We start from the raw sequence: 21,161 nt of genomic DNA, 5'->3' as shown, positions 1-21,161 counted from the left end.
GTCTGGCGACCGGCCAAGTCGTTTATGTAGGGCAGTTCGCTCGTGCCGAAACGTCAAGTACACGATGCCATCACTAAGCGAGGGCTTGATTATAATGGCGTTGTTCAACGAAGTGAACACTTATTTGGCGGCGGTGCTTGTTGGTGTTCGACGCGCAAGACGCACGCACGGCGATCGGCGTAATCATCGGTCAGCCATTCATGGAAGTGGGCAGGATAGGGCATATGGCCATTCTTGGATTCGGTCGAGAGGTGTCATGGGCGTCGGCCGGCACGGCCGAGTTGGTGACAGGTAGAGAGTGCGCGCTGCATGTCAATTGTGCGTTTAGAATGACGCAAAAGGCTCGGATAATATTTGGATCCGATGACATGTACGAGACTCTTCCGGTTAAGAGAGTATCTGCAGATGATTCCATGGAATCAAGAAGCATCTATGACGATCGCGCGGATGTGATAGAGAAGGTTTTGCAGAATGGTTCTGGGATCGTCCAGGACGTATCTGTCGGCGCAGTTGGCGATCTGCGTATCCAACTCAACAGCGCCGTAACGATTGAAGTGTTCCCCGCGAGTTCTACATCGGCCGAGGCTTGGCGCTTTCTTGTCAGGTTCGGAGCCCACTATTCTTTCCCCGAAGGGCCGAGTTCTCCTTGAGTCTCGGTCATAAACGCTGAGTCAGACCCGAGTCGTGCGGCGTAGTAAACCGTCTACGACCTTCGGCCGGCGTGAACGACGAGATCCGGGGATGCGCTCAGGCGCTTCCGCCACCGGCGCCCCCAAAGTGCGACCACGGCAGCGCGGCGGTGTCGCTGGCCGTCGGAAAAAGGAAGATCACTGGTCTGCCACGTAAGGCCCGGGGGCACGAAAGGGCCGGCTGGCACGGTTGCAGGCGAGGGTGGAAGGGCTTTCGCCGCAGTCCTACTGCTCGAATGTCGCGGCCCAGGTGAGCGGCCCTACGATGCCGTCCTCATCGAGGCCGGCCGCGCTCTGGATCCGTCGGCGCGCCTCGCGCGAGACGCTCCCGTAGGAGCCATCGACAACGATCAGATGGCGGGGTTGGCGGCGGGGTTCAGGACGATCTCGGCGATCAGGCCGAGGTGGCGGCGGCCTGTCTCGCTGCGACGTCCAGCCGGGCCCAGAATTCTGGGGTGTGGCCGCCGGCGACCGGCGGTATCTGCGGGACCGGGCCGTCCTGCAGGCTGTAGCCGTTGCTGATCTGCACCGAGGTCAGGCCGCGGTTCTGCCATGCGGCGTGGTTCGGCGACCTGGTGAGCATGCCCTGGTAGACACCGAACGTCGCGGTCGCCGAGCTGGGGCCGTGCTTGGAGACGTACGGCTGCATCGGCTCGGCGTTGCCCTTGGCGTCTTGCCGTTGTTGTAGAAGCGCTTGCTGTAGATGGCCAGGCCGTTGGGTGTGAACCACTTCTGCCGCGCCGGTAACGTGTGCGCCTCCGCCGTGCCGTGAAGCCGCGACGGGTTGGAACTGAGGACGAGGGATGATCCGCGGGGGACTTCTGTTTCCCCTGTGTCAATTGCGGGAGTTGCGGATGGTCAGGCGGCCGTAGGTCGGGTCGCCGGTTACGCGGATGTGCGGCGTTCCCGGACGGGGGCATGCCGGCGCCTTGCAGGTGACGCCGCCCCACTGGGTTCGCGCGCCGTCGGCGTTCGCGGTCGCGCCGGGCGGCAGGATGATGGTGGCGGAGCCGTAGGTGAGGTTGAGCTCGATGTCGACCTCCGGGATGCCGGATGACGGCCCGGGACAGGTCGGGCCGCGCCCTGCCGTACTCCGACTCGACGAGCAGCAGGCGCGGGACCGGCCAGTCGCCCGCCCGCTTGATGTGGCCGCCCGTCGAGCCGAGCCGGACCACGTCGTCGGGCTGGTCCGGCAGGTCCGGTAGGTCGGCCACGACCGGCTCCAGCTCGCCGGAGGAGATGGCGGTGAGCGCCAGTTCCAGCCGCTGCTCCAGCTCGGCCGTGCTGAGCCGCCCGATCGGGGGGGTTGCCCCAGAGCGACCTGGGGCAACCAACGTCCGGCGTGTTATCGATGACCCGTTACGGCGGGACGGTCGCGCTGCCGGTCATGGGCGCGATGTGGTCCCCGTCCCGGTGCCGGCGGGGTTCAGCGCAGGCGGACCCCGTAGCTCTGGAGCGTTCCGGTGGCGGGGATGCGGGCCGTCGAGATCGAGCCGACCGGGACCCAGGGGCCCTCGTTGGTGAGGACGCCGACCTGGGGGTTCACGTGGCGGGCGACCAGGTAGACCTGGTGCTCGCCGGTGCCGCTCTCGCAGAGGCTGTTGACGTAGCCGCCGCTCGACACCCAGGTGCTGCAGGTGCTCGGGATCGCGTAGGCGGTGCCGCCCGGCAGGGCGACGGCGAGCAGCGCGGCGCCGCCGAGGGCGGCCGCCCACTTCCTGGATTTCACGTGTGCTTCCTCCTGTGGTTCTCAGAGGTGACGAGCATTTTCTCTTAGGAAAGTTTCCTAAGCGAAACATACCCGCAGGCGGGGGCTCGTCAAGACCCTGTCCACGGGGGAGGCCCGGCCGGGTTTGCCGCCGCTTGACCTGCGGGTTCGTATCCTTCGCCCATGTCGCGATGGGTGGGAGCCGCCGGGCACGAGGTCGAGGCCGTGCGACTGAACGGGCGGTCGCTGCTTGCGCGTGAGCCAGTACGGGTGTCTGGTGGCCTACTGCCGGTCGGTGGCGGAGGTCGCGGCGTACGTCGACCTGGGGGACCTCGTCGAGGTGGTCACGCTGCCCCCGCGCGACCGGCGGCCGTCGACTGGCATCGGCGGCCCCGACGTCGGGCTCCTCCTACCGTCGCCGGATGACCAGCCGTGGATCTACCAGATCAAGTCCGGGCCACGATCTTCCAGGTCGCGCTATGGGGTGTCAGGTCTGCCAGAGGGTCGACAGAACCACGTGCACGGTGGTCGCGCCCAGGACGCTGATCACGGCGTTGCGGGTTCTCAGGTGCAGGCCGATCGCGGTGGCCAGGGCCACCGCGGCGGGCACGGCGGCCGACCAGGTGGGGCGGACCTCGCGCAGGGTGTACAGAGCGAGGATCATCATGATGCCGGTGGGCATCTGCAGGGCGAGATAGCCCAGGACGGCCGAGCGGCGCAGCGGAGTCAAGGCGGCGAAGGGCAGGGCGCGTAGACCCCAGGTGACGGCGGCGCTGACGGTCACGGCAGCGGCCAGGTAGAGCGGGCTGGGCACGGTTTCTCACCTTTCCCCGGCTGGGGTGGCCGCGGCGGGCACAGGTCGGGCGCGATCGTCGGGTGCGCGGGAGGCGGTGTGGCGGCCCATGGCGTAGCGGATCAGCAGCCCTGCGGTGAACAGGGCCATCGCGGCCGGTAGCACCTGCCCGGGAGTCAGGAGCGCGGCGACGGCGAAGCTCGCCGCGGCCAGCAGGGGAGCGGGCAGGTCCCGCCGGGCGTGCCAGGCGTCGATGCTCAGGACCACGAACAGGGCGGTCAGGGCGAAGTCCAGGCCGTGCAGGGTGAGCGGGATCAGGGAGCCGGCGAGCGCGCCGAGCGTGGCTCCTGCGACCCAGTAGCCCTGGCACAGCACCTGCATCCACAGAATGCGGGCGCCGCTCCAGGATCGGGCGTGTTCGCCGCTGGTCAGGGCGTAGGCCTCGTCGGTGAGCGCGAAGGTGGCGTAGACGCGGCCGAGCGGCCGGACCTGCGACAGCGGGAAGGACAGGGCGTAGAAGACGTGCCGGAGGTTCACCAGCAGTGCCGTAACCGCGATCTGCCCCAGCGGTGTCACCGAGGCGACCAAGCCGAGCAGCAGGAACTCCAGCGACCCGGCGTAGATCACGGCGGTGAACACCGTGGCCCACCACCAGCTCAGCCCGGTGTGCACCACCAGGACGCCGAAGCTGATCCCGAGGGGGAACAGGCTGAGCCCCACCGAGGCGGTGTCGGCCGCCGCCGCCGCGAAGTCCCGCGACCCGTCCCTCGTTCGTATTGCCGCCATGGGCGCAATTTTAGTGCGTACAGCGCATAATATGGTTTCAAGAACTGCCTAGAATGACGCGTATGAGTAATATTGTTAGGCTTGATCCCATTGACCGTGAAATACTATTTCACTTGGCTCGGGACGGTCGGTTGTCGAACGTGGAGCTGGCCGGCCGGGTGGGGCTGACACCCCCACCGTGCCTGCGCCGGGTCAAGCGCCTGGAGGACGCCGGCGTGATCGCCGGGTACCGAGCGCAGATCTCCCCGGCGGCCCTGGGCCGTCCCATGGAAGTGGTCATCTCGGTGGAGATCGCGGTCAACGACCTGCAGACCGTGGAGGACTTCGAATCCCGGGTCGCGGCGCTGGAGGAGGTCGTGGAGTTCCGGCGCATGTTCGGCCGCCCGGACTACTACATCCGGGTGGCGGTCGCCGACCCGATCGCCTACGAGGAGTTCCTCAGCCGGCAGATCCTGCCGCTGCCCGCGGTCTCCCGGGTCGACTCCCATCTCACCATGAAACACATCAAGGAGTGATCAGGCCGCACGCTCGGCCGGCCAACGCGGGGGCTGATCCTCCAGCCCGGGCGGCCGGCGAGGGGTCACCCCGCGAGCTGCGGCGGGCCGGGGTCCTCGCGGATGACCCGTCCGGGCGCCTTGTCGTCGCGCAGCCCGCGCCAGGACGGGTGGCGCAGGCGGCGGTCGGGCGTCCACTCGGCGTACTGCACCTCTCCCACCAGCACCGGCTCCACCCAGCGCGCGTCCCTGGCCTGCTCGCGGGGCACCTCGTCCGCGAAGGGGGAGGTGTCCCGGGCGAGCGGGGCGAGGATCGCCAGCAGCTCGCGCAGGGCCTCCTCGGTGAACCCGGTGCCGACGTTCCCCGCGTACACCAGCCGGTCGCACTCGTTGACGCCGAGCAGCAGCGATCCGATGGTGGTGGAGCGGCGGCCCTTGCCGGGGGTCCAGCCGCCGATGACGACCTCCTGCGCGCGGAAGTTCTTCACCTTGGTCCACTCCGGCGACCGCCGTCCAGGCCGGTACGGAGAGAGCAGCCGCTTGGAGACGACGCCCTCCATGCCGAGCCGCCTGCTCAGGCTCAGCGCGTGCGCGCCGTCGTCGCGGAACCAGGCGGGCACCTGCCAGCGCGCGCCCGGCGTCACGATGTCCTCCAGCAGCGCCCGGCGCTCGACGTACGGCAGGGCGATCACGGGCTCGTCGCCGACGTGCAGGACGTCGAACAGCATGTAGGTCACCGGGACCGCCCGCACCAGGTGGCGGACCCGCGCCGGGTCGCGCTGGTGCATCCGGGGCTGCAACGCCGAGAAGCTCGGCCGCCCGGCCTCGTCGAAGGCGACGATCTCCCCGTCCAGCACGACGTCCCGCCCGCCCACCGCGCCCGCCAGCGCGTAGAGCTCGGGGTAGGCGGTGGTGACGTCGTTGCCGTTGCGCGAGACGAGGGTGAGCGCCCCGTCCTGGACGTACGCCAGGGCGCGCACGCCGTCCCACTTCATCTCGTGGCCCCACGCCTCGTCCACGTCGGGCGCGGGCAGCGGGCCGACCTGGGCGAGCATCGGGGTATAGGCAGGAAGTCCCCCCATGGGCGTTTTCTTACCCGTCATGCCGGTCCGTACGAACCCCTACGCCACCCCCGAGTCGTGTCCGGCGATGTCGAGATAATGGCCCCATGAGATTGAGGATCTTCACCGAACCCCAGCAGGGCGCCACCTACGAGGACCAGCTCCGCGTGGTCCAGGCCGCCGAGCGTCTCGGGTTCGACGCCTTCTTCCGCTCCGACCACTACCTCAACATGGGCGGCGACCCCGGCCCGGGGCCGACCGACTCCTGGGTGACGCTCGGCGCGCTCGCCCGCGAGACGCGGACGATCCGCCTCGGCACGCTCGTCTCGGCCGCCACCTTCCGCCTGCCCGGCCCGCTCGCGATCAGCGTCGCGCAGGTGGACCAGATGAGCGGCGGGCGGGTCGAGTTCGGCTTCGGCACCGGCTGGTTCGACGCCGAGCACAAGGCGTACGGGATCCCCTTCCCGCCGCTCGGCGAGCGGTTCGCCCGCTTCGAGGAGCAGCTTGAGGTCATCACCGGCCTGTGGACGACCCCGCCGGGCGAGACCTTCTCCTTCGAAGGGGCCTACTACCGGCTCGCCGACTCCCCGGCCCTGCCCAAGCCCGCGCAGCACCCGCGGCCCCCGGTGATCATCGGCGGCACCGGCGCCAAGCGGACCCCGCGCATCGCCGCGAAGTTCGCCGACGAGTACAACGTGCCGTTCAACGTCCTGGACGACACCGCCGCCGCCTTCGCCCGGGTCCGCCAGGCGTGCGAGGCGGCCGGGCGCGGGCCGATCGTGTACTCGGCCGCGCAGGTCGTCTGCGTCGGCGCCGACGAGGCCGAGCTGGCCCGCCGCGCCGCCGCGATCGGCCGCGAGGTGCCGGAGCTGCGGCACAACGGCCTCGCCGGCACGCCGCAGGAGGTGCTCGACAAGATCGGCGAGTTCGCCAAGGCCGGGGCCGAGCGGCTCTACCTGCAGGTCCTCGACCTGTCCGACCTCGACCACCTGGAGCTGATCGCCGCCGAGATCCTCCCGCACGTCTGAGGTCCACCGGCCGGGGGCCGGGCGAGGGGGCTCGCCGAATCGGGTGGCCGGTGTGATCGCCGAATCCGGTGGCCGCTGTGATCGTCGATAGGGAACAATCGGGCAGCGTGCTGCTCGCCATCTCGACGACCACGCGGCCGGCCACCGATCTCGGTTTCCTGCTGCACAAACACCCCGACCGGGTCCAGGAGTTCGCCCAGTCCTTCGGCGTCGCCCGGGTCTTCTACCCAGAGGCGACCGCCGAGCTCTGTACGGCCGCGCTCATGATCGAGGTCGACGCGGTGCGGCTGGTGCGCTCGCGGACGTCCTCGGCGCCGCCCGACTTCAGCCTCGGGCAATACGTCAACGACCGGCCCTACGCCGCGTCGTCCATGCTCGCCGTCGCGCTCGCGGACGTCTTCAGGACCGCCCGCGCCGGCATCTGCAAGGCCAGGCCCGAGCTCGCGGCCGGCCCGATCGACCTGTCGATCGCGATCCCCGCGCTGCCCTGCCGGGGCGGCGCCGACCTGGCGCGCCTGCTGTTCGAGCCGCTCGGCTGGAACGTCGAGGCGGCCCCCATCCCCCTGGACGAGGAGTTCCCGGCCTGGGGCGATTCCCGGTACGTGCGCCTGGCGCTGACCGGGTCGGTGCGGCTGGCCGACGCGCTGAACCACCTGTACGTCCTGCTGCCGGTGCTGGACGACGCCAAGCACTACTGGATCGCGCCCGACGAGGTCGACAAGCTGATCCGCGCGGGGGAGGGTTGGCTGGCGTCCCATCCCGAGCGCGGGCGCATCACCCGCCGCTACCTCGGCCGTCGCAGGGCGCTGACCGGCGCCGCGTTCGCCCGCCTGGCCGAGCTGGGCGACGACGTCGAGGAGGACCTGGAGCCGCCCGTCGAGGAGGAGCCCGCCGAGCCGTCCGCGCGGGGCCTTCCCGAACCGGGCGAGGCCGGCACCGAGACCGCCGAGGACGTCGAGACCGCCGAGGGCACCCAGGAAGGCGGGGACGTCGGGGACGCAGGGGAGAACGCCGGGGACGCCGGGGACGCTGCCAAGCGGCCGCTCAATCACCTGCGCGGCGAGGCCGTGCTCGCCGTGCTGGCCGAGACGCATGCGCGCTCGGTGATCGACCTCGGATGCGGGTCCGGCCGGCTGGTCGGCGAGCTGCTGAAGAACCCCGCCTACACCAAGGTCACCGGAGTGGACGTCTCGGCGCGGGCGCTGGCCCTGGCCGCGCGCCGCCTCAAGCTCGACCGCATGCCCGACGCCCGCCGCGAGCGCCTGACCCTGTTCCAGGGTGCCCTGACCTACACCGACGACCGCTTCTCCGGGTACGACGCCGCCGTGCTGATGGAGGTCGTCGAGCACGTCGACCCGCCGCGCCTGCCGGCCCTCGAACGGGTCGTGTTCGGCACGGCCCGCCCCGGCGTGGTGATCGTGACGACGCCGAACAGCGAGTACAACGTCCGGTACGAGTTCCTCGACGGCATGCGCCACCCCGACCACCGCTTCGAGTGGACCCGCGCCGAGTTCGCCGCCTGGGCGGAGCGGGTCGGCGGGGAGTACGGATACCGCGTGGAGTACCGGCCGGTCGGCGAGGAGGACCCCCAGGTGGGCCCGCCGACCCAGATGGGGGTGTTCAGCCGTGACTGAGGCCGTGAGTAAGTCCGTGACCGAGTCCGCGACAGAGGCCGTGACAGAGTCCGTGGCAGAGGCCGTGACAGAGTCCGTGACAGAGGCCGTGACTGAGATCGGCGTGCCGGCGCTGTCGCTGGTGGTCCTGGTGGGTGTGTCGGGCAGCGGCAAGTCGACGTTCGCCCACAAGCACTTCCTGCCGACCCAGGTGATCTCGTCGGACTTCTGCCGGGGCCTGGTCGCCGACGACGAGAACGACCAGGCCGCGACACCGGACGCCTTCGACGTGCTGCACTACATCGTCGGCACCCGGCTGCGGCGCGGCCTGCTCACCGTCGTGGACGCGACCAACGTCCAGTGGGAGGCGCGCAAGAAGCTGGTCGAGCTGGCCAAGAGCCATGACGTGCTCGTGGACGCGATCGTGCTCGACGTCCCCGAGGACGTCGCGATCGCCCGCAACGCCCTGCGCCCCGACCGCGACTTCGGCGCGCACGTGATCGTCCGGCAGCGCAAGGACCTGCGCCGTTCGCTGTCGAAGATCTCCAGGGACGGCTTCCGCCGGGTCCACGTACTCAGGGGCGAGGAGGCGATCGACGCCGCCACGATCACCTTCGAGAAGGCGTGGACCGACCGGCGCGAGCTGACCGGCCCGTTCGACGTCATCGGCGACGTGCACGGCTGCCGCGCCGAGCTGGAGTCCCTTCTCGTCGCCCTCGGCTGGGAGTTGCGCCGCGACGACGCCGGGCGTCCGGTCGGGGCCGCGCACCCCGAGGGCAGGACGGCCGTGTTCGTGGGCGACCTCGTCGACCGGGGACCCGACTCGCCCGGCGTGCTGCGCCTGGTCATGGGCATGGTGGCGGCCGGGACGGCGCTGTGCGTGTCCGGCAACCACGAGAACAAGCTCGTCCGCGCGCTCAACGGGCGCAAGGTGTCGGTCACGCACGGCCTGGAGCGGTCGCTGGAGCAGTTCGCCGCCGAGCCGGAGGACTTCCGCGAGGCCGCCAGGACGTTCATGGACGGGCTGATCAGCCACTACCAGCTCGACGACGGCAAGCTGGTGGTCGCGCACGCGGGACTGAAGGAGGCCTACCACGGCCGCGCGTCGGGCCGTGTGCGGTCCTTCGCGCTGTACGGCGACACGACGGGGGAGACCGACGAGTACGGCCTGCCCGTCCGTTACCCGTGGGCCAACGACTACCGGGGCCGGGCGATGGTCGTCTACGGCCACACGCCGATCCCGGATCCGGAGTGGGTCAACAACACGCTGTGCGTGGACACCGGGTGCGTGTTCGGCGGCAGGCTCACCGCGCTGCGGTACCCGAGCCGCGAGCTGGTGTCGGTGCCCGCCGAGCAGGTCTGGTACGAGCCCGCGCGCCCGCTCGCCGGGTCCGCCGCGCGCGACCCCGGCGTCCTGGACATCGGCGACGTGAACGGCACCCGGTACGTCGAGACGCGCACCGGCGGGAAGGTCAAGATCCGCGAGGAGAACGCGGCCGCGGCGCTGGAGATCATGAGCAGGTTCGCGGTCGACCCGCGCTGGCTGGTCTACCTGCCGCCGACCATGGCCCCGCCCGCCACCTCCCCGCTCGACGGCTACCTGGAGCACCCGGCCGAGGCGTTCGAGGAGTTCGCCTCCTTCGGCGTCACCGAGGTCGTGTGCGAGGAGAAGCACATGGGCTCGCGGGCCATCGCCGTGCTCGCGCGCACGCCCGAGGCCGCCGCGGCGCGCTTCGGCGTCGCCGACGGCAGCTGTGGGACCGTCCACACCCGCACCGGGCGGCCGTTCTTCGACGATCCGGCGCTGACGGAGGGGCTCGTGGCGCGCCTGAGGGAGGCCGTCTCGGACGCCGGGCTCTGGGGGAGCCTGGGCACTGAGTGGATCGTCCTGGACTGCGAGCTGCTGCCCTGGTCGGCCAAGGCCGAGGGGCTGATCCGCGAGCAGTACGCCTCGGTGGGCGCGGCGGCCCGCGCGTCCCTGCCCGAGGCGGTGGCGCTGCTGGAGGCCGCGGCCGGGCGCGGCCTGGACGTGGAGGGCCCCCTCGCCCGCGCCCGCCGCCGCGCGTCCAACGCCACCCTGTTCCGGGACGCCTACGCGCGGTACTGCGGGCCGGTGTCGGGGCTGGACGGCATCCGGCTGGCGCCGTTCCAGATCCTCGCGGTGGAGGGACGGGCGACGGCGGCGCTGGAGCCGCACTCCTGGCACCTGGAGACGCTGGCCCGCCTGGAATCCGACGTCATCACCCCGACGCGGCACGTCTTCGTGTCCCTGGACTCCGAGGAGTCGCGGGCCGAGGCGACCGCGTGGTGGACCGCGCTCACCGGCGCCGGCGGGGAGGGCATGGTCGTCAAGCCGGTCCACCCGGGCCCCGGCCGCGTCCAGCCGGGGGTCAAGGTGCGCGGGCGCGAGTACCTGCGCATCATCTACGGCCCGGACTACACCGAGAGCATCGACGCGCTGCGCTCGCGCTTCCTCGGCAAGAAGCGGTCAATGGCGCTGCGCGAGCACGCCCTCGGCCTGGAGTCGCTGGCGCGGCTGGCCGAGGGCGAGCCGCTGTGGCGCGTCCACGAGCCGGTCTTCGCCGTGCTCGCCCTGGAGTCCGAGCCCGTCGACCCGCGGCTCTGACCCCACGGGGCCCGCCGGAAGGCGGGGTCAGGGCGTCCGGGCGGGCGCGGACAGCGGGCCGACCTCGCGGTGGACGTACGCCCGTAGTTCCTCGCCCTGGTCGTACAGGGCGGTCAGCGCCGCGAGGCAGGGGTCGATCACCTCGGGGTCGGTGATGCGCCGCCCCCCGAGGTGGGCGCCCGCCCCGTCGTACAGCACCTCGTACATCAGCCCGGACTCGAAGATCAGCAGCTCGGGCAGCGGCCGGGAACGTTCGAACGGGCGCACGGCCGAGGCGGGCACCACGCGGGACCGCTCGCCGGCGTCGGCGCGCGCCGCGAGGACGTGCAGCTCCCACTGCATGTAGGGCGTGAGGGGCCACTCGACGACGCGGACGCGGCGGAACTCGGCGTAGCCGTCGTACTCGGCGGGGAACCCCGCGCGCATCTCGCCGACGAGCCGCAGGGAACGTTCCCAGTCGCCTTCCGTCATGGCGACCCAGCTCGGCTCGTAGGGCTCGTAGAAGTGCTGGGCGCGTTCCAGTTTCCAGACCACGCCTTCGGCGCTCTCGTAGGCCGCGCGGAACTCCGGGCCGTACACCTCCGGTGGAAGGACCGCCGCGTCCGCCGTGCGTACCCGCTCGAACACCTCGGCGACCTCGACCACCTTGAGATCACGGCGATCAACGCGGGTCATCGGGACCATCGGCTGCTCCTCGTCGTCGGTACGGCGCTCCACGGAGTGCCGGCCGCGGAGCTTTGGCGTGAGGTACGGGGAGAACAGGCGCCACCATGCCCGGGCGTGTTCACAGCCAAACCCGGAAATGACAACGGTCTTCAAGACAAGGCAGATCATGAATCGGCTGACTTTGAGCGTCAAGACCCAATTCGGGACGGCGGGCACTCGCGCGGCTACGGCGCGCAACCGCTCTGGGGGCGTCCGCGCAGGTCGGCTCGCATGCGAAAGGCCGGACGGGCACGCGGCCCGTCCGGCCGGAAGATCGGCTTACGGATCGGCTTACGGGGCCCGGCGGCGGCTCAGAAACGGCGGCCGGCGCGGGGGTGGTGGTGACGGAGGCGGCGGTGTGCCAGGCCGAGCACGACGAACACCAGCCACAGCAGGAACAGCACCTTCAGGATGCCGAACACCGCCCACAGCGTGCCGGTGACCAGCGAGGCGATCACCACGATCGCCAGGATGAACAGGAGCATCGGCGGCCTGCCGTGCCGGCGGTGCGCGCGGTACCGCTCGTAGCGGGCCGCACGCATGGCGTGCCGCCAGGCCAGGTCGCCGGGGTGAGGCCCCCAGGGAGGGCCGGCCGCGCGGCCCCACGGCGCGGGATCGGCGTGCGGGGCGGGTCCCCACGCGGGCCCCCACGCGGGCGCCCAGCCGGGCCGCCCGCCGTCCGCCCGGCGAGGCGCGGCGGGGCCGGGAAGGTCGGCCGTCACCCGGCGCAGCTCGCCGGCCGTGCGGGCGGCGAGGACGGTGTCGAGTCGTTCGTCCAGCTCTTCGTGGGTGAGACGGCCCTGCGCGAAGTGCTCGCGCAGGACGGTCATCACCTCGTCGCGCTCCGCGTCACCGATCCGCAGATCGTCCCGCGAGGTCATCGGGGGTCACTCCTCCGAGGTGTCGCCGTCGGCCAGAATCTGGTAGAGCTTGCGCCGGGTCTGGGCCAGGATCTGCTTGGCCTGCCCGATCTGGTTCTCGCTCCCAGTCTGCGCTATCTGGAAGAGCGCCGAGGCGGCCTGCCGGGACAGGTCGAAAAGCTCGTAGACCGTGTCGTCGACCTCGGGCGTCATGTCCTCCCACGGCGCGCGCACCTCGTCGGGGTGCTGGGTCACGTACTCGCGGCCCGCGTCGGTGAGCTGGAACGTCTTACGGCCCTCGGTCTCCTCGGAGCGCACCAGGCCCTCGTCGGTGAGCTGCTGCAGGGCCGGGTACACCGCGCCCGGGCTGGGCTTCCAGCCGCCCTGGCTGCGCTCGGCGATCTCCTGGATGATCTGGTAGCCGTTGCGGGGCTCCTCGCTCAGCAGCGCGAGGATCGCGGCCCGGACGTCGCCGCGCTTCGCTTTGCGCGGTCCCCGGCCGAACGGCCCGCCGCGTCCGAACGGGAACCCGGGCCCGCCGAAGGGGCCGCGCCCGAAGTCCCACGGGAAGGGGCCCGGACCGCGGCGCCCCCGGTGGCGGCGCTCCCGCCCCTCGTGCTCGTCGCCGGGCCCGTGCGGGCCGTGTTGCTGGTGGTGGTGCCCCTGGTGCCAGCCGGAGGCCATGGAGCCGAACGCGGCCATCGCCGCGCCCTTGATCTCCCGCGGGTCGGGCCAGGGCCCTCTCATCGCATGTGCGTGTGTCATCGTCTTCCCCCTGACGTGGCGATCGACCGTCGACCGCTCTCGATGGCTCAACGATATATCGATACTGTTCTTAGAACAACCTCATACTTGAGATATCTGGGAGTCGTCCGTCGTGGGACCTGCGTGCGGGAGGTGGGCGCGGTGGCCGCCGGAAGGCTCTACCTGCGCTTTGCCGCACAGGGTGATCGGGTGCGAACCTTCCGTCACCGCAGGGCGGAACGTGCCAAAAAATAGTGACGCAGCTCACGAAAATCCGGGAACAGGGCCTAAGATTCGAGCGTTACCACCTATCGACGGGTCCGTTCTGCTTTGAGAGGGCTGGGGGGTGCTCTTGGAGCGGAACGGTCCCGTCTGTCTATTTCCGGCCTCTTCCCGTCGCTGCCCCTGACTACTGTCGAGTAACCTTCCGGTGCTGGTCAGGGTCACCTATCTTCGGGGCAAGCGACACGCCGGGCCGTTGGGGGCACGCTTCCCGGATATGGCCGGGATTTTGCCGTAAGGTGCCCGAACGTGATCTACGCATGATGGGGCATACGCACGCGCTGAGCGGGGCCGCCGCCTGGTTACTCCTCGCGCCGGCGCTCACCGCCCTTCCCGCGCTCGGAGGTCCCGCCGCCGACCTCGCCCCCATGGTCGCGGGCGTGCTGTCGCCGGGCGAGCTGATCGCGGGAACGCTCGTCTGCGCCGGGGCCGCGATGCTCCCGGACCTGGACCATCCGCACGCGACGATCGCCCAGACCTTCGGCCCGGTGACGTGGGTGCTCAGCAAGGTGGTCAACTGGGTCAGCGGCGGCCACCGCCACGCGACCCATTCCCTGGCGTTCGCCGTCGCCGCCGGTTTCGGGGCATATTTCCTCGCCGACCGTTATCCCGTCGGCCGCGACATCGTCGTCATCCTCATGATCGGCCTGGCCGTCCGCGCCATCGGCATCGGCATCCCCGGCAAGACCGTCGTCTCGGCCCTGGTGAACATCGCGATCACCGCGGGGGCGTTCATCCTGTTGCAGTCGCGCGGGGTGGACTACCTCTGGCTCGGCTTAGCCGTCGCGATCGGCTGCCTGGCGCACGTGGTGGGGGACTGCCTCACCGAGCGCGGGTGCCCGGTGCTGTGGCCGCTCCAGCACCGATGGCTCCTGCCGTGGAAGATCGGCATCAAGACCGGCCGGGCGTTCGAGGTGAAGATCCTCGGGCCCGTCCTGTCGGTGGTCGTGATCGGCCTGTTCGCCGCCCGGCTCATACCGGTCGCCACGTGAGGCGCGCGACGCGGCGGTAGGCTACTCACTGTTAACTTGATGTCGAGATACATGACCCGATATCTTGATATCGAGACATCCTTCGCGCGTGCGAGGTTAGGTCCACCTAACTGCGGTGGTTACTCCGCCGGTGCGGCAGGATCTATGGGGCGAACCCGGCATTACGTGTGCGACCCACCATCAGTGGCGATGAGTTGGAACAAGGAGGCGAGTCCCTGTGTCCGCGAACAGCTTCGGTGCCCGTGACACACTTCGCGTCGGTGACGCGGCCTACGAGATCTACCGGCTGGACGCCGTCGAGGGGTCGGCGCGCCTCCCGTACAGCTTGAAGATCCTCCTGGAGAACCTGCTCCGCACCGAGGACGGCGCGAACATCACCGGCGAGCACATCCGCGCGCTCGGCCAGTGGGACCCGAAGGCCGCCCCCAGCGTGGAGATCCAGTTCACCCCGGCCCGCGTGATCATGCAGGACTTCACCGGCGTGCCCTGCGTGGTCGACCTCGCCACGATGCGCGAGGCCGTGCGCGACCTCGGCGGCGACCCGGCGAGGATCAACCCGCTCGCCCCCGCCGAGATGGTCATCGACCACTCCGTCATCGTCGACTTCTTCGGCGGCCCCGACTCCTTCCAGCGCAACGTGGAGCGCGAGTACGAGCGCAACCGCGAGCGCTACCAGTTCCTGCGCTGGGGCCAGACCGCCTTCGACGAGTTCAAGGTCGTCCCGCCGGGCACCGGCATCGTCCACCAGGTCAACATCGAGCACCTCGCCCGGGTCGTGATGACCCGCGACGGCAAGGCCTACCCCGACACCTGCGTCGGCACCGACTCCCACACCACGATGGAGAACGGCGTCGGCGTGCTCGGCTGGGGCGTCGGCGGCATCGAGGCCGAGGCCGCCATGCTCGGCCAGCCGATCTCCATGCTGATCCCGCGCGTGGTCGGCTTCAAGCTCACCGGCGAGCTCCCGCCGGGCGCGACCGCCACCGACCTGGTCCTGCGCATCACCGAGATGCTCCGCCGCCACGGCGTGGTCGGCAAGTTCGTCGAGTTCTACGGCGAGGGCGTCACGGCCGTCCCGCTGGCCAACCGGGCCACGATCGGCAACATGAGCCCCGAGTTCGGCTCCACCTGCGCGATCTTCCCGATCGACGACGAGACCGTGAAGTACCTCAAGCTCACCGGCCGCCCGGACGAGCAGGTCGCGCTGGTCGAGGCGTACGCCAAGGCCCAGGGCCTGTGGCACGACCCGTCCCGCGAGCCGGACTTCTCCGAGTACATCGAGCTGGACCTGTCCACCGTCGTGCCGTCCATCGCCGGGCCCAAGCGCCCGCAGGACCGCATCGCGCTGGACGCCGCCAAGGAGACCTGGCGCCGCGACGTGCGGGTCTTCGTGCCGGACGCCGACGGCGTGGACGAGGAGGGCGAGGAGTCGTTCCCCGCCTCCGACGCGCCCGCGTCCAACTTCCGCGCCGACGGCGCGCGCCCGCACAACCCGACGCCGGTCACGCTCGCCGACGGCACGTCCTTCGAGATCGACCACGGCGCCGTCGTGATCGCCGCGATCACGTCCTGCACCAACACCTCCAACCCCTACGTCATGATCGGCGCCGCCCTGCTCGCCAGGAACGCCGTGGACAAGGGGCTGACCCGCAAGCCGTGGGTGAAGACCTCGCTGGCCCCCGGCTCGCAGGTCGTCACCGGCTACTTCGAGCGCGCGGGCCTCACGCCCTACCTCGACAAGCTGGGCTTCAACCTCGTCGGGTACGGCTGCACCACCTGCATCGGCAACTCCGGCCCGCTGCCGGAGGAGATCTCCGAGGCCGTCCAGTCCGGCGACCTCGCCGTCACCGCCGTCCTGTCCGGCAACCGCAACTTCGAGGGCCGGATCAACCCCGACGTCAAGATGAACTACCTGGCCTCGCCGCCGCTCGTCGTCGCCTACGCCCTGGCCGGCACGATGGACCTCGACCTGAACACCGAGCCGCTCGGCACGGGCGCCGACGGCGAGCCGGTGTACCTCAAGGACATCTGGCCCTCCCCGGAGGAGGTCAGCGCGGTCGTCAACTCCTCGATCGGCGAGGACATGTTCAAGCGCGACTACGCGGACGTCTTCACCGGCGACGAGACCTGGCGCTCGCTGCCGATCCCGACCGGCGACACCTTCGAGTGGGACCCGTCCTCCACCTACGTCCGCAAGGCGCCGTACTTCGACGGAATGCCGAGCGAGCCCGAGCCGGTCACCGACATCGCGGGCGCGCGCGTGCTCGCCCTGCTCGGCGACTCGGTGACGACCGACCACATCTCGCCGGCCGGTTCCATCAAGTCCGACTCGCCCGCCGGTCGCTACCTCAGGGAGAACGGCGTCGAGTTCAAGGACTTCAACTCCTACGGCTCGCGCCGGGGCAACCACGAGGTCATGATCCGCGGCACGTTCGCCAACATCCGCCTGCGCAACCAGATCGCGCCGGGCACCGAGGGCGGCTTCACCCGCGACTTCACCGAGGACGGCGGCCCCGTCTCCACGATCTACGACGCCTCGGTGAACTACCAGGCGGCCGGGACCCCGCTGGTCGTGCTCGCGGGCAAGGAGTACGGCTCCGGCTCCTCGCGCGACTGGGCGGCCAAGGGCACCGCGCTGCTCGGCGTCCGCGCCGTCATCGCCGAGTCCTACGAGCGGATCCACCGCTCGAACCTCATCGGCATGGGCGTGCTGCCGCTGCAGTTCCCCGAGGGCCAGAGCGCGGTGTCGCTCGGGCTGACGGGCGAGGAGACGTTCGACATCACCGGCGTCGAGGAACTGAACGCGGGCACCGTCCCGGCGACCGTGACGGTGACGGCCGACGGCAAGGAGTTCCAGGCCGTCGTCCGCATCGACACGCCCGGCGAGGCCGACTACTACCGCCACGGCGGCATCATGCAGTACGTCCTGCGCTCCCTGCTCGCCAAGAGCTGAGCAGGGTCACCGGGGCCCTCCGGCCCCGCACTCGGGGGTCACGAACTCCGACGACGACGGCCCGGCGTCCCACCCACACGCCGGGCCGTCCGGCTTTCCCGCCCCGGAGCCGTCCGGCGCGGTCCTATGGACGCTCCAGGTCGTAGGCGAGGTCGGCCACGCGGACCGTCGCGACCCGGGGGTCTTCGATGATCTTTCTCAGGGTGGCGACGTCGGCGAGCTGGTCGACGTAGGCATAGGCCTTCCCCTCGGTCGCCGCGGCGCGGAGTCTGTCCAGGGTCAGGCCGAGCTTTCGGAGGTTTGGGTCGTCGTGGTCGCGTAGCGTGGCCACCCAGGCGCGGAAGTTCGCCAGTTCCGGGGTGGTCTGGTCGGAGCACTTTCCGCTGTGCAGCTGTGATGTGCTGGGCGACATGTGCGGGCCACCCCAGGTGATGGGCGTGGACCGCGGCCGGTTCTCGTAGACCACCAGGTCGGGGCACGCCCTGTGCTGCCCGCCGAAGGCGCGGAGTTCGGCGTCGGTGAGGGGAGCGGAGAACTCGACGACGGCGAGCGCGCGCATGGTCTCCGGCAGGCGGGCGAGGACCTTCCGCATCTGCTCCTTGGGTTGGTTACCCGTCCTGACGTCGTAGAGGGCGTAGGTGAGCGGGGTCTCGGTGTAGTAGCCGAGCGGCGACCGCCGGACCCGGCCGAAGAAGTCCTGGCTCAGTTCCCCCTTCACCTCGCCGAAGCCCGCGCCCGTGGAGAAGCCGCCGTATGCGCGCAGCGGCCTCATGCCGACCTGAATCGACAGCGACACCGGCGAGGCGACGGTCTCGTCCAGCCGGATCTCGTACGCGGGGTAGGCGATCTGGAGGGCGGTGCCCAGCACGTCGTTCATGCGCTGCACCCGGTCGCCGCGCCGCTGGAACCACGCCGAGCCCAGGGTGACCAGCAGGGAGATCAGCACGAGCGTGACGACCACGGTGAGGCTCGTCCGCATGATGCCCCGGCGCACGGCCCTGCGGGTCCTGCGGGGGTCGAACTCGGGGATGTCGAGGCCGGCCTCGGCCGTCGTGGCGGGGCCGGCCGGTTCCAGGGCCGGTCCGGTGGGGTCGGTCATCGTGTGGCTCCGTACATCTCGGCGAAGGCGGCGCGGGCGCGCCACAGGGCGGTCTTGATCGACGAGGTGGACCGGCCGGTCATCGCGGCCACCTCCGCCAGGGAGAACCCGTCGAAGTAGACGAGCGCGAGGAGGCGCCGCTGCCCGTCGGGGAGCCGGTCGAGCACGTCGCGCACGGCCACGGTGTCCGCGATCGGCTCCCCGGCCGCGGCCGGCTCGTCGGGGACGGGCAGCGCGAGCTCGACGCGGTTTCGCCGCACGTGGTCGATGAGCACGTTGCGGGCGATGCTGAGCAGCCAGGCGGCCGGTGACTCCCCGCGCCAGCCGAGCAGGGCCCGGGTCGCCTTGACGAACGTGTCCTGGGCGAGGTCTTGGGCGAGGTGGGGGTCGCGGGTGCGGCGGAGGAGGTAGCCGCAGACCAGGGGCCAGTGCTCCCGGTAGAGCCGCTCGATCCGGTCGCTGATGGCCGCCTCCGCGTCGGGGATGGATGTCTCACACCCAAGGAGACGACGCCACCGGCCGATCGGTCACAGGCGAATCGGCCGCCGGTGCCGTTTCCGGGCGGGAGGTGCCTCGTCGCGAGGGATGACCCTTTGCGATGGGTGGGGCGCCGGAGTCTACGGTGCTATGCATGGGTCACGAGGTACTTCTGATATTTCTGGGTGGTTTGGCGGTATTCGTCGGGGCGGTGGTGCAGGGAGGGGTCGGGTTCGGGCTGGGCTTGCTGGCCGCGCCGATCATCACGGTGCTGGACCCCACGGTCATGCCGGGCGGCGTCCAGGTGGTCAACGCCACCCTGCCGCTGCTGACGCTGGTCGCGGAATGGCGCGCGATCGACTGGCGGGGGCTGGGGTTCGCGCTGCTCGGCAGGCTGCCGGGGACGGCGCTCGGCGGGCTCGTCGTCCTCTACGTCAGCACGCGGGCGCTCGGCGTCCTGGTCGGCGTGATGGTGCTCGTGGCGGTGGCGGTCACGGCCTCGGCCCTGGCCGTGCCCAAGAACGGCTTCACGCTGACCGCCGCCGGGCTCATCTCCGGGATCACGGGAACCGCCACCGGCATCGGCGGGCCGCCGCTCGGCATCGTGTACCAGCACGAGAAGGGGCCGAGGATCCGCGCGACGCTGGCGCTGTTCTTCTTCCTGGCCGCCCTGCAGTCGCTCGGTGTCCTCGCCGTCGTCGGCAGGCTGCCGCTCCGGTCGGTCCTCTGGGGTGCGGCGCTGATCCCGTTCATGGTCGCCGGGTTCGCGGCGTCGGGGCCGCTGCGGCGGTTCATGGACGGGGGGCGGATCCGGACCGGGATCCTCGTGGTGGCCGCCGTCTCGGCCTTCGTGCTGATCACGCGCAGCCTCGCAGGTTAAGCATGCGTTTCCCGATTGTTACCGGCGGCAACAAATTTTGACGCCCGGAGGTCTGGCGCACCGGCCCGGATCGGAATACGTTGCCGCAAACAACATTCAAGAAACGGCCAAGCCGCGACCCGGTGGAAGCCGTTCCTTCCCCCGGTCAGAGCTCGGCCGGGCACCTTCCACCCAGACCCCCAACGCCACGCCTCCCGTGGCGATCTCTGCAGAAAGGACCCGTGCACCCATGCGCAAGGGGATCCTCGGCCTGACCGCCGCCGCGGCGGCGCTCACTCTCGGTCTCACCGCCTGCGGGGGCAGTGACAGTGGTGACACCAGCGCGGCACCGTCCAGTGGGGGCGCCTCCCCGTCCTCCGAGGCCAAGCCGGGCAAGATCGGCGTGATCCTGCCCGACAGCAAGTCGTCTCCCCGCTGGGAGACCGCCGACCACAAGTTCCTCGAAGAGGCATTCAAGGCCGCGGGCGTCGCCTACGACATCCAGAACGCGCAGAACGACAAGACCGCGTTCCAGACGATCGCCGACCAGATGATCACCAACGGCGCCACCGTGCTTCTGATCGTCAACCTGGACAGCGGCACCGGCAAGGCCGTCATCGACAAGGCCAAGGCCCAGGGTGTCCCGGTCATCGACTACGACCGCCTGACCCTCGGCGGCGGCGCGTCGTACTACGTCAGCTTCGACAACGTCAAGGTCGGCCAGCTTCAGGGCGAGGGCCTGGTCCAGTGCCTCGCCGACAAGAAGGTCGACAAGCCCATCATCGCCGAGCTCAACGGCTCGCCGACGGACAACAACGCGACGCTGTTCAAGCAGGGCTACGACGGCGTGCTCCAGCCGAAGTTCGACTCCGGCGAGTACACCAAGGGCCCGGACGAGTCCGTGCCGGAGTGGGACCCGGTCAAGGGCGGCACGATGTTCGAGCAGATGCTGACCTCCCAGCCCAAGATCGCGGGTGTGCTCGCGGCGAACGACAACCTCGGCAACGCCGCCATCACCGTGCTGAAGAAGCAGAAGCTCAACGGCAAGGTGCCGGTGACCGGCCAGGACGCGGGCGTCCAGGGACTGCAGAACATCCTCACCGGCGACCAGTGCATGACCGTGTACAAGGCCGTCAAGAAGGAGGCCGACGCGGCCTCCCAGCTCGCCATCGCGCTCGCCAACGGCGAGAAGCCGACCGTGAGCGGGGTCACCAAGGACGCCCAGACCAACCAGGACGTCCCGTCCGTCCTGCTGGACCCGCAGGCGATCACCTTCAACAGCGTCAAGGACGTCGTCGCCGACGGCTTCGTCAGCAAGGACGAGCTCTGCACGGGCGAGTTCGCCGACCTCTGCACCAAGGCCGGAATCCAGTAGAACCGAGGTCCGGTACG

General features: G+C 70.4%; 20 protein-coding genes and 1 pseudogene. 9 read left to right on the top strand and 12 right to left on the bottom strand.

The annotated features are described in order from the left end of the window. Nucleotides 1–143 precede the first annotated feature (143 nt). Nucleotides 144–650, top strand: a complete 507-nt coding sequence (locus tag AB0H21_RS02270) for a hypothetical protein (RefSeq protein WP_358510309.1) — start codon at nt 144–146, stop codon at nt 648–650. Nucleotides 651–914: 264 nt separating this feature from the next. On the opposite strand, the gene AB0H21_RS02265 is transcribed toward AB0H21_RS02270, so the two are convergent. The 6 genes and pseudogenes from AB0H21_RS02265 to AB0H21_RS02240 form a co-directional block, all read right to left on the bottom strand. Then, nucleotides 915–1,040: a peptidoglycan-binding domain-containing protein gene (locus AB0H21_RS02265; RefSeq protein ID WP_358511359.1), complete on the bottom strand. Its 126-nt coding sequence runs from the start codon at nt 1,038–1,040 to the stop codon at nt 915–917. 43 nt (nt 1,041–1,083) lie between these two features. Beyond that, the gene (locus AB0H21_RS02260; protein WP_358511397.1) at nt 1,084–1,338 is read right to left on the bottom strand and encodes a hypothetical protein; all 255 of its coding nucleotides are present in this window, start codon (nt 1,336–1,338) and stop codon (nt 1,084–1,086) included. Between the two features lie 595 nt (nt 1,339–1,933). Continuing rightward, a pseudogene (locus AB0H21_RS02255) lies at nt 1,934–2,023 on the bottom strand (hypothetical protein); the annotation flags it as partial. Nucleotides 2,024–2,115: 92 nt separating this feature from the next. After that, entirely contained in the window at nt 2,116–2,418 is a 303-nt protein-coding gene (locus AB0H21_RS02250; protein WP_358510307.1) for a hypothetical protein, read from the bottom strand. Nucleotides 2,419–2,884: 466 nt separating this feature from the next. Beyond that, entirely contained in the window at nt 2,885–3,211 is a 327-nt protein-coding gene (locus tag AB0H21_RS02245) for an AzlD domain-containing protein (protein WP_358510304.1), read from the bottom strand. Between the two features lie 6 nt (nt 3,212–3,217). Continuing rightward, on the bottom strand, nt 3,218–3,976 hold the full coding sequence (locus AB0H21_RS02240; protein WP_358510301.1) for an AzlC family ABC transporter permease: 759 nt from the start codon (nt 3,974–3,976) through the stop codon (nt 3,218–3,220). Between the two features lie 53 nt (nt 3,977–4,029). Here AB0H21_RS02240 and AB0H21_RS02235 point away from each other — a divergent pair, with 53 nt between their 5' ends. Beyond that, nucleotides 4,030–4,491, top strand: coding sequence for an Lrp/AsnC family transcriptional regulator (locus AB0H21_RS02235; RefSeq protein ID WP_358510298.1), 462 nt, complete (start codon nt 4,030–4,032; stop codon nt 4,489–4,491). Nucleotides 4,492–4,556: 65 nt separating this feature from the next. Here the strand turns inward: AB0H21_RS02235 and ligD are convergent, their stop codons facing one another. After that, the gene (ligD, locus tag AB0H21_RS02230; protein ID WP_358510295.1) at nt 4,557–5,552 is read right to left on the bottom strand and encodes a non-homologous end-joining DNA ligase; all 996 of its coding nucleotides are present in this window, start codon (nt 5,550–5,552) and stop codon (nt 4,557–4,559) included. Between the two features lie 86 nt (nt 5,553–5,638). On the opposite strand from ligD, the gene AB0H21_RS02225 reads away from it, so the two are divergent. From AB0H21_RS02225 to AB0H21_RS02215, 3 genes are all read left to right on the top strand, one after another. Continuing rightward, the gene (locus tag AB0H21_RS02225; protein WP_358510292.1) at nt 5,639–6,559 is read left to right on the top strand and encodes an LLM class F420-dependent oxidoreductase; all 921 of its coding nucleotides are present in this window, start codon (nt 5,639–5,641) and stop codon (nt 6,557–6,559) included. Between the two features lie 107 nt (nt 6,560–6,666). Beyond that, nucleotides 6,667–8,193: a 3' terminal RNA ribose 2'-O-methyltransferase Hen1 gene (locus AB0H21_RS02220; RefSeq protein ID WP_358511356.1), complete on the top strand. Its 1,527-nt coding sequence runs from the start codon at nt 6,667–6,669 to the stop codon at nt 8,191–8,193. An 88-nt stretch (nt 8,194–8,281) separates the two neighbouring features. Further along, entirely contained in the window at nt 8,282–10,798 is a 2,517-nt protein-coding gene (locus tag AB0H21_RS02215) for a polynucleotide kinase-phosphatase (RefSeq protein ID WP_358510289.1), read from the top strand. Between the two features lie 27 nt (nt 10,799–10,825). Here the strand turns inward: AB0H21_RS02215 and AB0H21_RS02210 are convergent, their stop codons facing one another. The 3 genes from AB0H21_RS02210 to AB0H21_RS02200 all read right to left on the bottom strand — a co-directional run bounded on the left by AB0H21_RS02210 (nt 10,826) and on the right by AB0H21_RS02200 (nt 13,110). Next, the gene (locus AB0H21_RS02210) at nt 10,826–11,482 is read right to left on the bottom strand and encodes a DUF6879 family protein (RefSeq protein ID WP_358510287.1); all 657 of its coding nucleotides are present in this window, start codon (nt 11,480–11,482) and stop codon (nt 10,826–10,828) included. A gap of 332 nt (nt 11,483–11,814) precedes the next feature. Then, a complete protein-coding gene (locus AB0H21_RS02205; RefSeq protein WP_358510284.1) occupies nt 11,815–12,384 on the bottom strand; it encodes a DUF1707 domain-containing protein in 570 nt (189 codons plus the stop codon). A 6-nt stretch (nt 12,385–12,390) separates the two neighbouring features. After that, nucleotides 12,391–13,110, bottom strand: a complete 720-nt coding sequence (locus tag AB0H21_RS02200) for a PadR family transcriptional regulator (RefSeq protein WP_358510281.1) — start codon at nt 13,108–13,110, stop codon at nt 12,391–12,393. A 539-nt stretch (nt 13,111–13,649) separates the two neighbouring features. Here AB0H21_RS02200 and AB0H21_RS02195 point away from each other — a divergent pair. Both AB0H21_RS02195 and acnA read left to right on the top strand, forming a co-directional pair. After that, a complete protein-coding gene (locus AB0H21_RS02195) occupies nt 13,650–14,381 on the top strand; it encodes a metal-dependent hydrolase (protein ID WP_358510278.1) in 732 nt (243 codons plus the stop codon). 217 nt (nt 14,382–14,598) lie between these two features. Then, nucleotides 14,599–17,334 carry an aconitate hydratase AcnA gene (gene acnA, locus AB0H21_RS02190; RefSeq protein ID WP_358510275.1) on the top strand — a complete coding sequence of 912 codons (2,736 nt, stop codon included), beginning with the start codon at nt 14,599–14,601 and terminating at the stop codon, nt 17,332–17,334. Between the two features lie 124 nt (nt 17,335–17,458). Here acnA and AB0H21_RS02185 read toward each other — a convergent pair whose 3' ends face one another. After that, nucleotides 17,459–18,433: a hypothetical protein gene (locus AB0H21_RS02185; RefSeq protein ID WP_358510272.1), complete on the bottom strand. Its 975-nt coding sequence runs from the start codon at nt 18,431–18,433 to the stop codon at nt 17,459–17,461. Continuing rightward, nucleotides 18,430–18,885 carry a sigma-70 family RNA polymerase sigma factor gene (locus tag AB0H21_RS02180; protein ID WP_358511354.1) on the bottom strand — a complete coding sequence of 152 codons (456 nt, stop codon included), beginning with the start codon at nt 18,883–18,885 and terminating at the stop codon, nt 18,430–18,432. The genes AB0H21_RS02185 and AB0H21_RS02180 overlap by 4 nt, the downstream gene beginning before the upstream one ends. A gap of 179 nt (nt 18,886–19,064) precedes the next feature. Between AB0H21_RS02180 and AB0H21_RS02175 the strand changes: the two genes are divergently transcribed. Beyond that, entirely contained in the window at nt 19,065–19,790 is a 726-nt protein-coding gene (locus AB0H21_RS02175) for a TSUP family transporter (RefSeq protein WP_358510269.1), read from the top strand. A 229-nt stretch (nt 19,791–20,019) separates the two neighbouring features. Then, nucleotides 20,020–21,144, top strand: coding sequence for a substrate-binding domain-containing protein (locus AB0H21_RS02170; RefSeq protein ID WP_358510266.1), 1,125 nt, complete (start codon nt 20,020–20,022; stop codon nt 21,142–21,144). Nucleotides 21,145–21,161 lie beyond the last annotated feature (17 nt).

Source organism: Sphaerisporangium sp. NPDC051011, assembly GCF_040653595.1.
GTDB lineage: Bacteria > Actinomycetota > Actinomycetes > Streptosporangiales > Streptosporangiaceae > Sphaerisporangium.
The sequence above is the reverse complement of the archived record's forward strand: the minus strand, read 5'-3'. Positions and strand labels throughout refer to the sequence as shown.

Coding starts and splice junctions, on each gene's coding strand:
- AB0H21_RS02185 (WP_358510272.1), bottom strand. CDS start 18,433: ATGACCGACCCCACCGGACCGGCCCTGGAACCGGCCGGCCCCGCCACG.
- AB0H21_RS02210 (WP_358510287.1), bottom strand. CDS start 11,482: ATGGTCCCGATGACCCGCGTTGATCGCCGTGATCTCAAGGTGGTCGAG.
- ligD (WP_358510295.1), bottom strand. CDS start 5,552: ATGGGGGGACTTCCTGCCTATACCCCGATGCTCGCCCAGGTCGGCCCG.
- AB0H21_RS02195 (WP_358510278.1), top strand. CDS start 13,650: ATGATGGGGCATACGCACGCGCTGAGCGGGGCCGCCGCCTGGTTACTC.
- AB0H21_RS02205 (WP_358510284.1), bottom strand. CDS start 12,384: ATGACCTCGCGGGACGATCTGCGGATCGGTGACGCGGAGCGCGACGAG.
- AB0H21_RS02200 (WP_358510281.1), bottom strand. CDS start 13,110: ATGAGAGGGCCCTGGCCCGACCCGCGGGAGATCAAGGGCGCGGCGATG.
- AB0H21_RS02175 (WP_358510269.1), top strand. CDS start 19,065: ATGGGTCACGAGGTACTTCTGATATTTCTGGGTGGTTTGGCGGTATTC.
- AB0H21_RS02170 (WP_358510266.1), top strand. CDS start 20,020: ATGCGCAAGGGGATCCTCGGCCTGACCGCCGCCGCGGCGGCGCTCACT.
- AB0H21_RS02260 (WP_358511397.1), bottom strand. CDS start 1,338: ATGCAGCCGTACGTCTCCAAGCACGGCCCCAGCTCGGCGACCGCGACG.
- AB0H21_RS02225 (WP_358510292.1), top strand. CDS start 5,639: ATGAGATTGAGGATCTTCACCGAACCCCAGCAGGGCGCCACCTACGAG.
- AB0H21_RS02240 (WP_358510301.1), bottom strand. CDS start 3,976: ATGGCGGCAATACGAACGAGGGACGGGTCGCGGGACTTCGCGGCGGCG.
- AB0H21_RS02235 (WP_358510298.1), top strand. CDS start 4,030: ATGACGCGTATGAGTAATATTGTTAGGCTTGATCCCATTGACCGTGAA.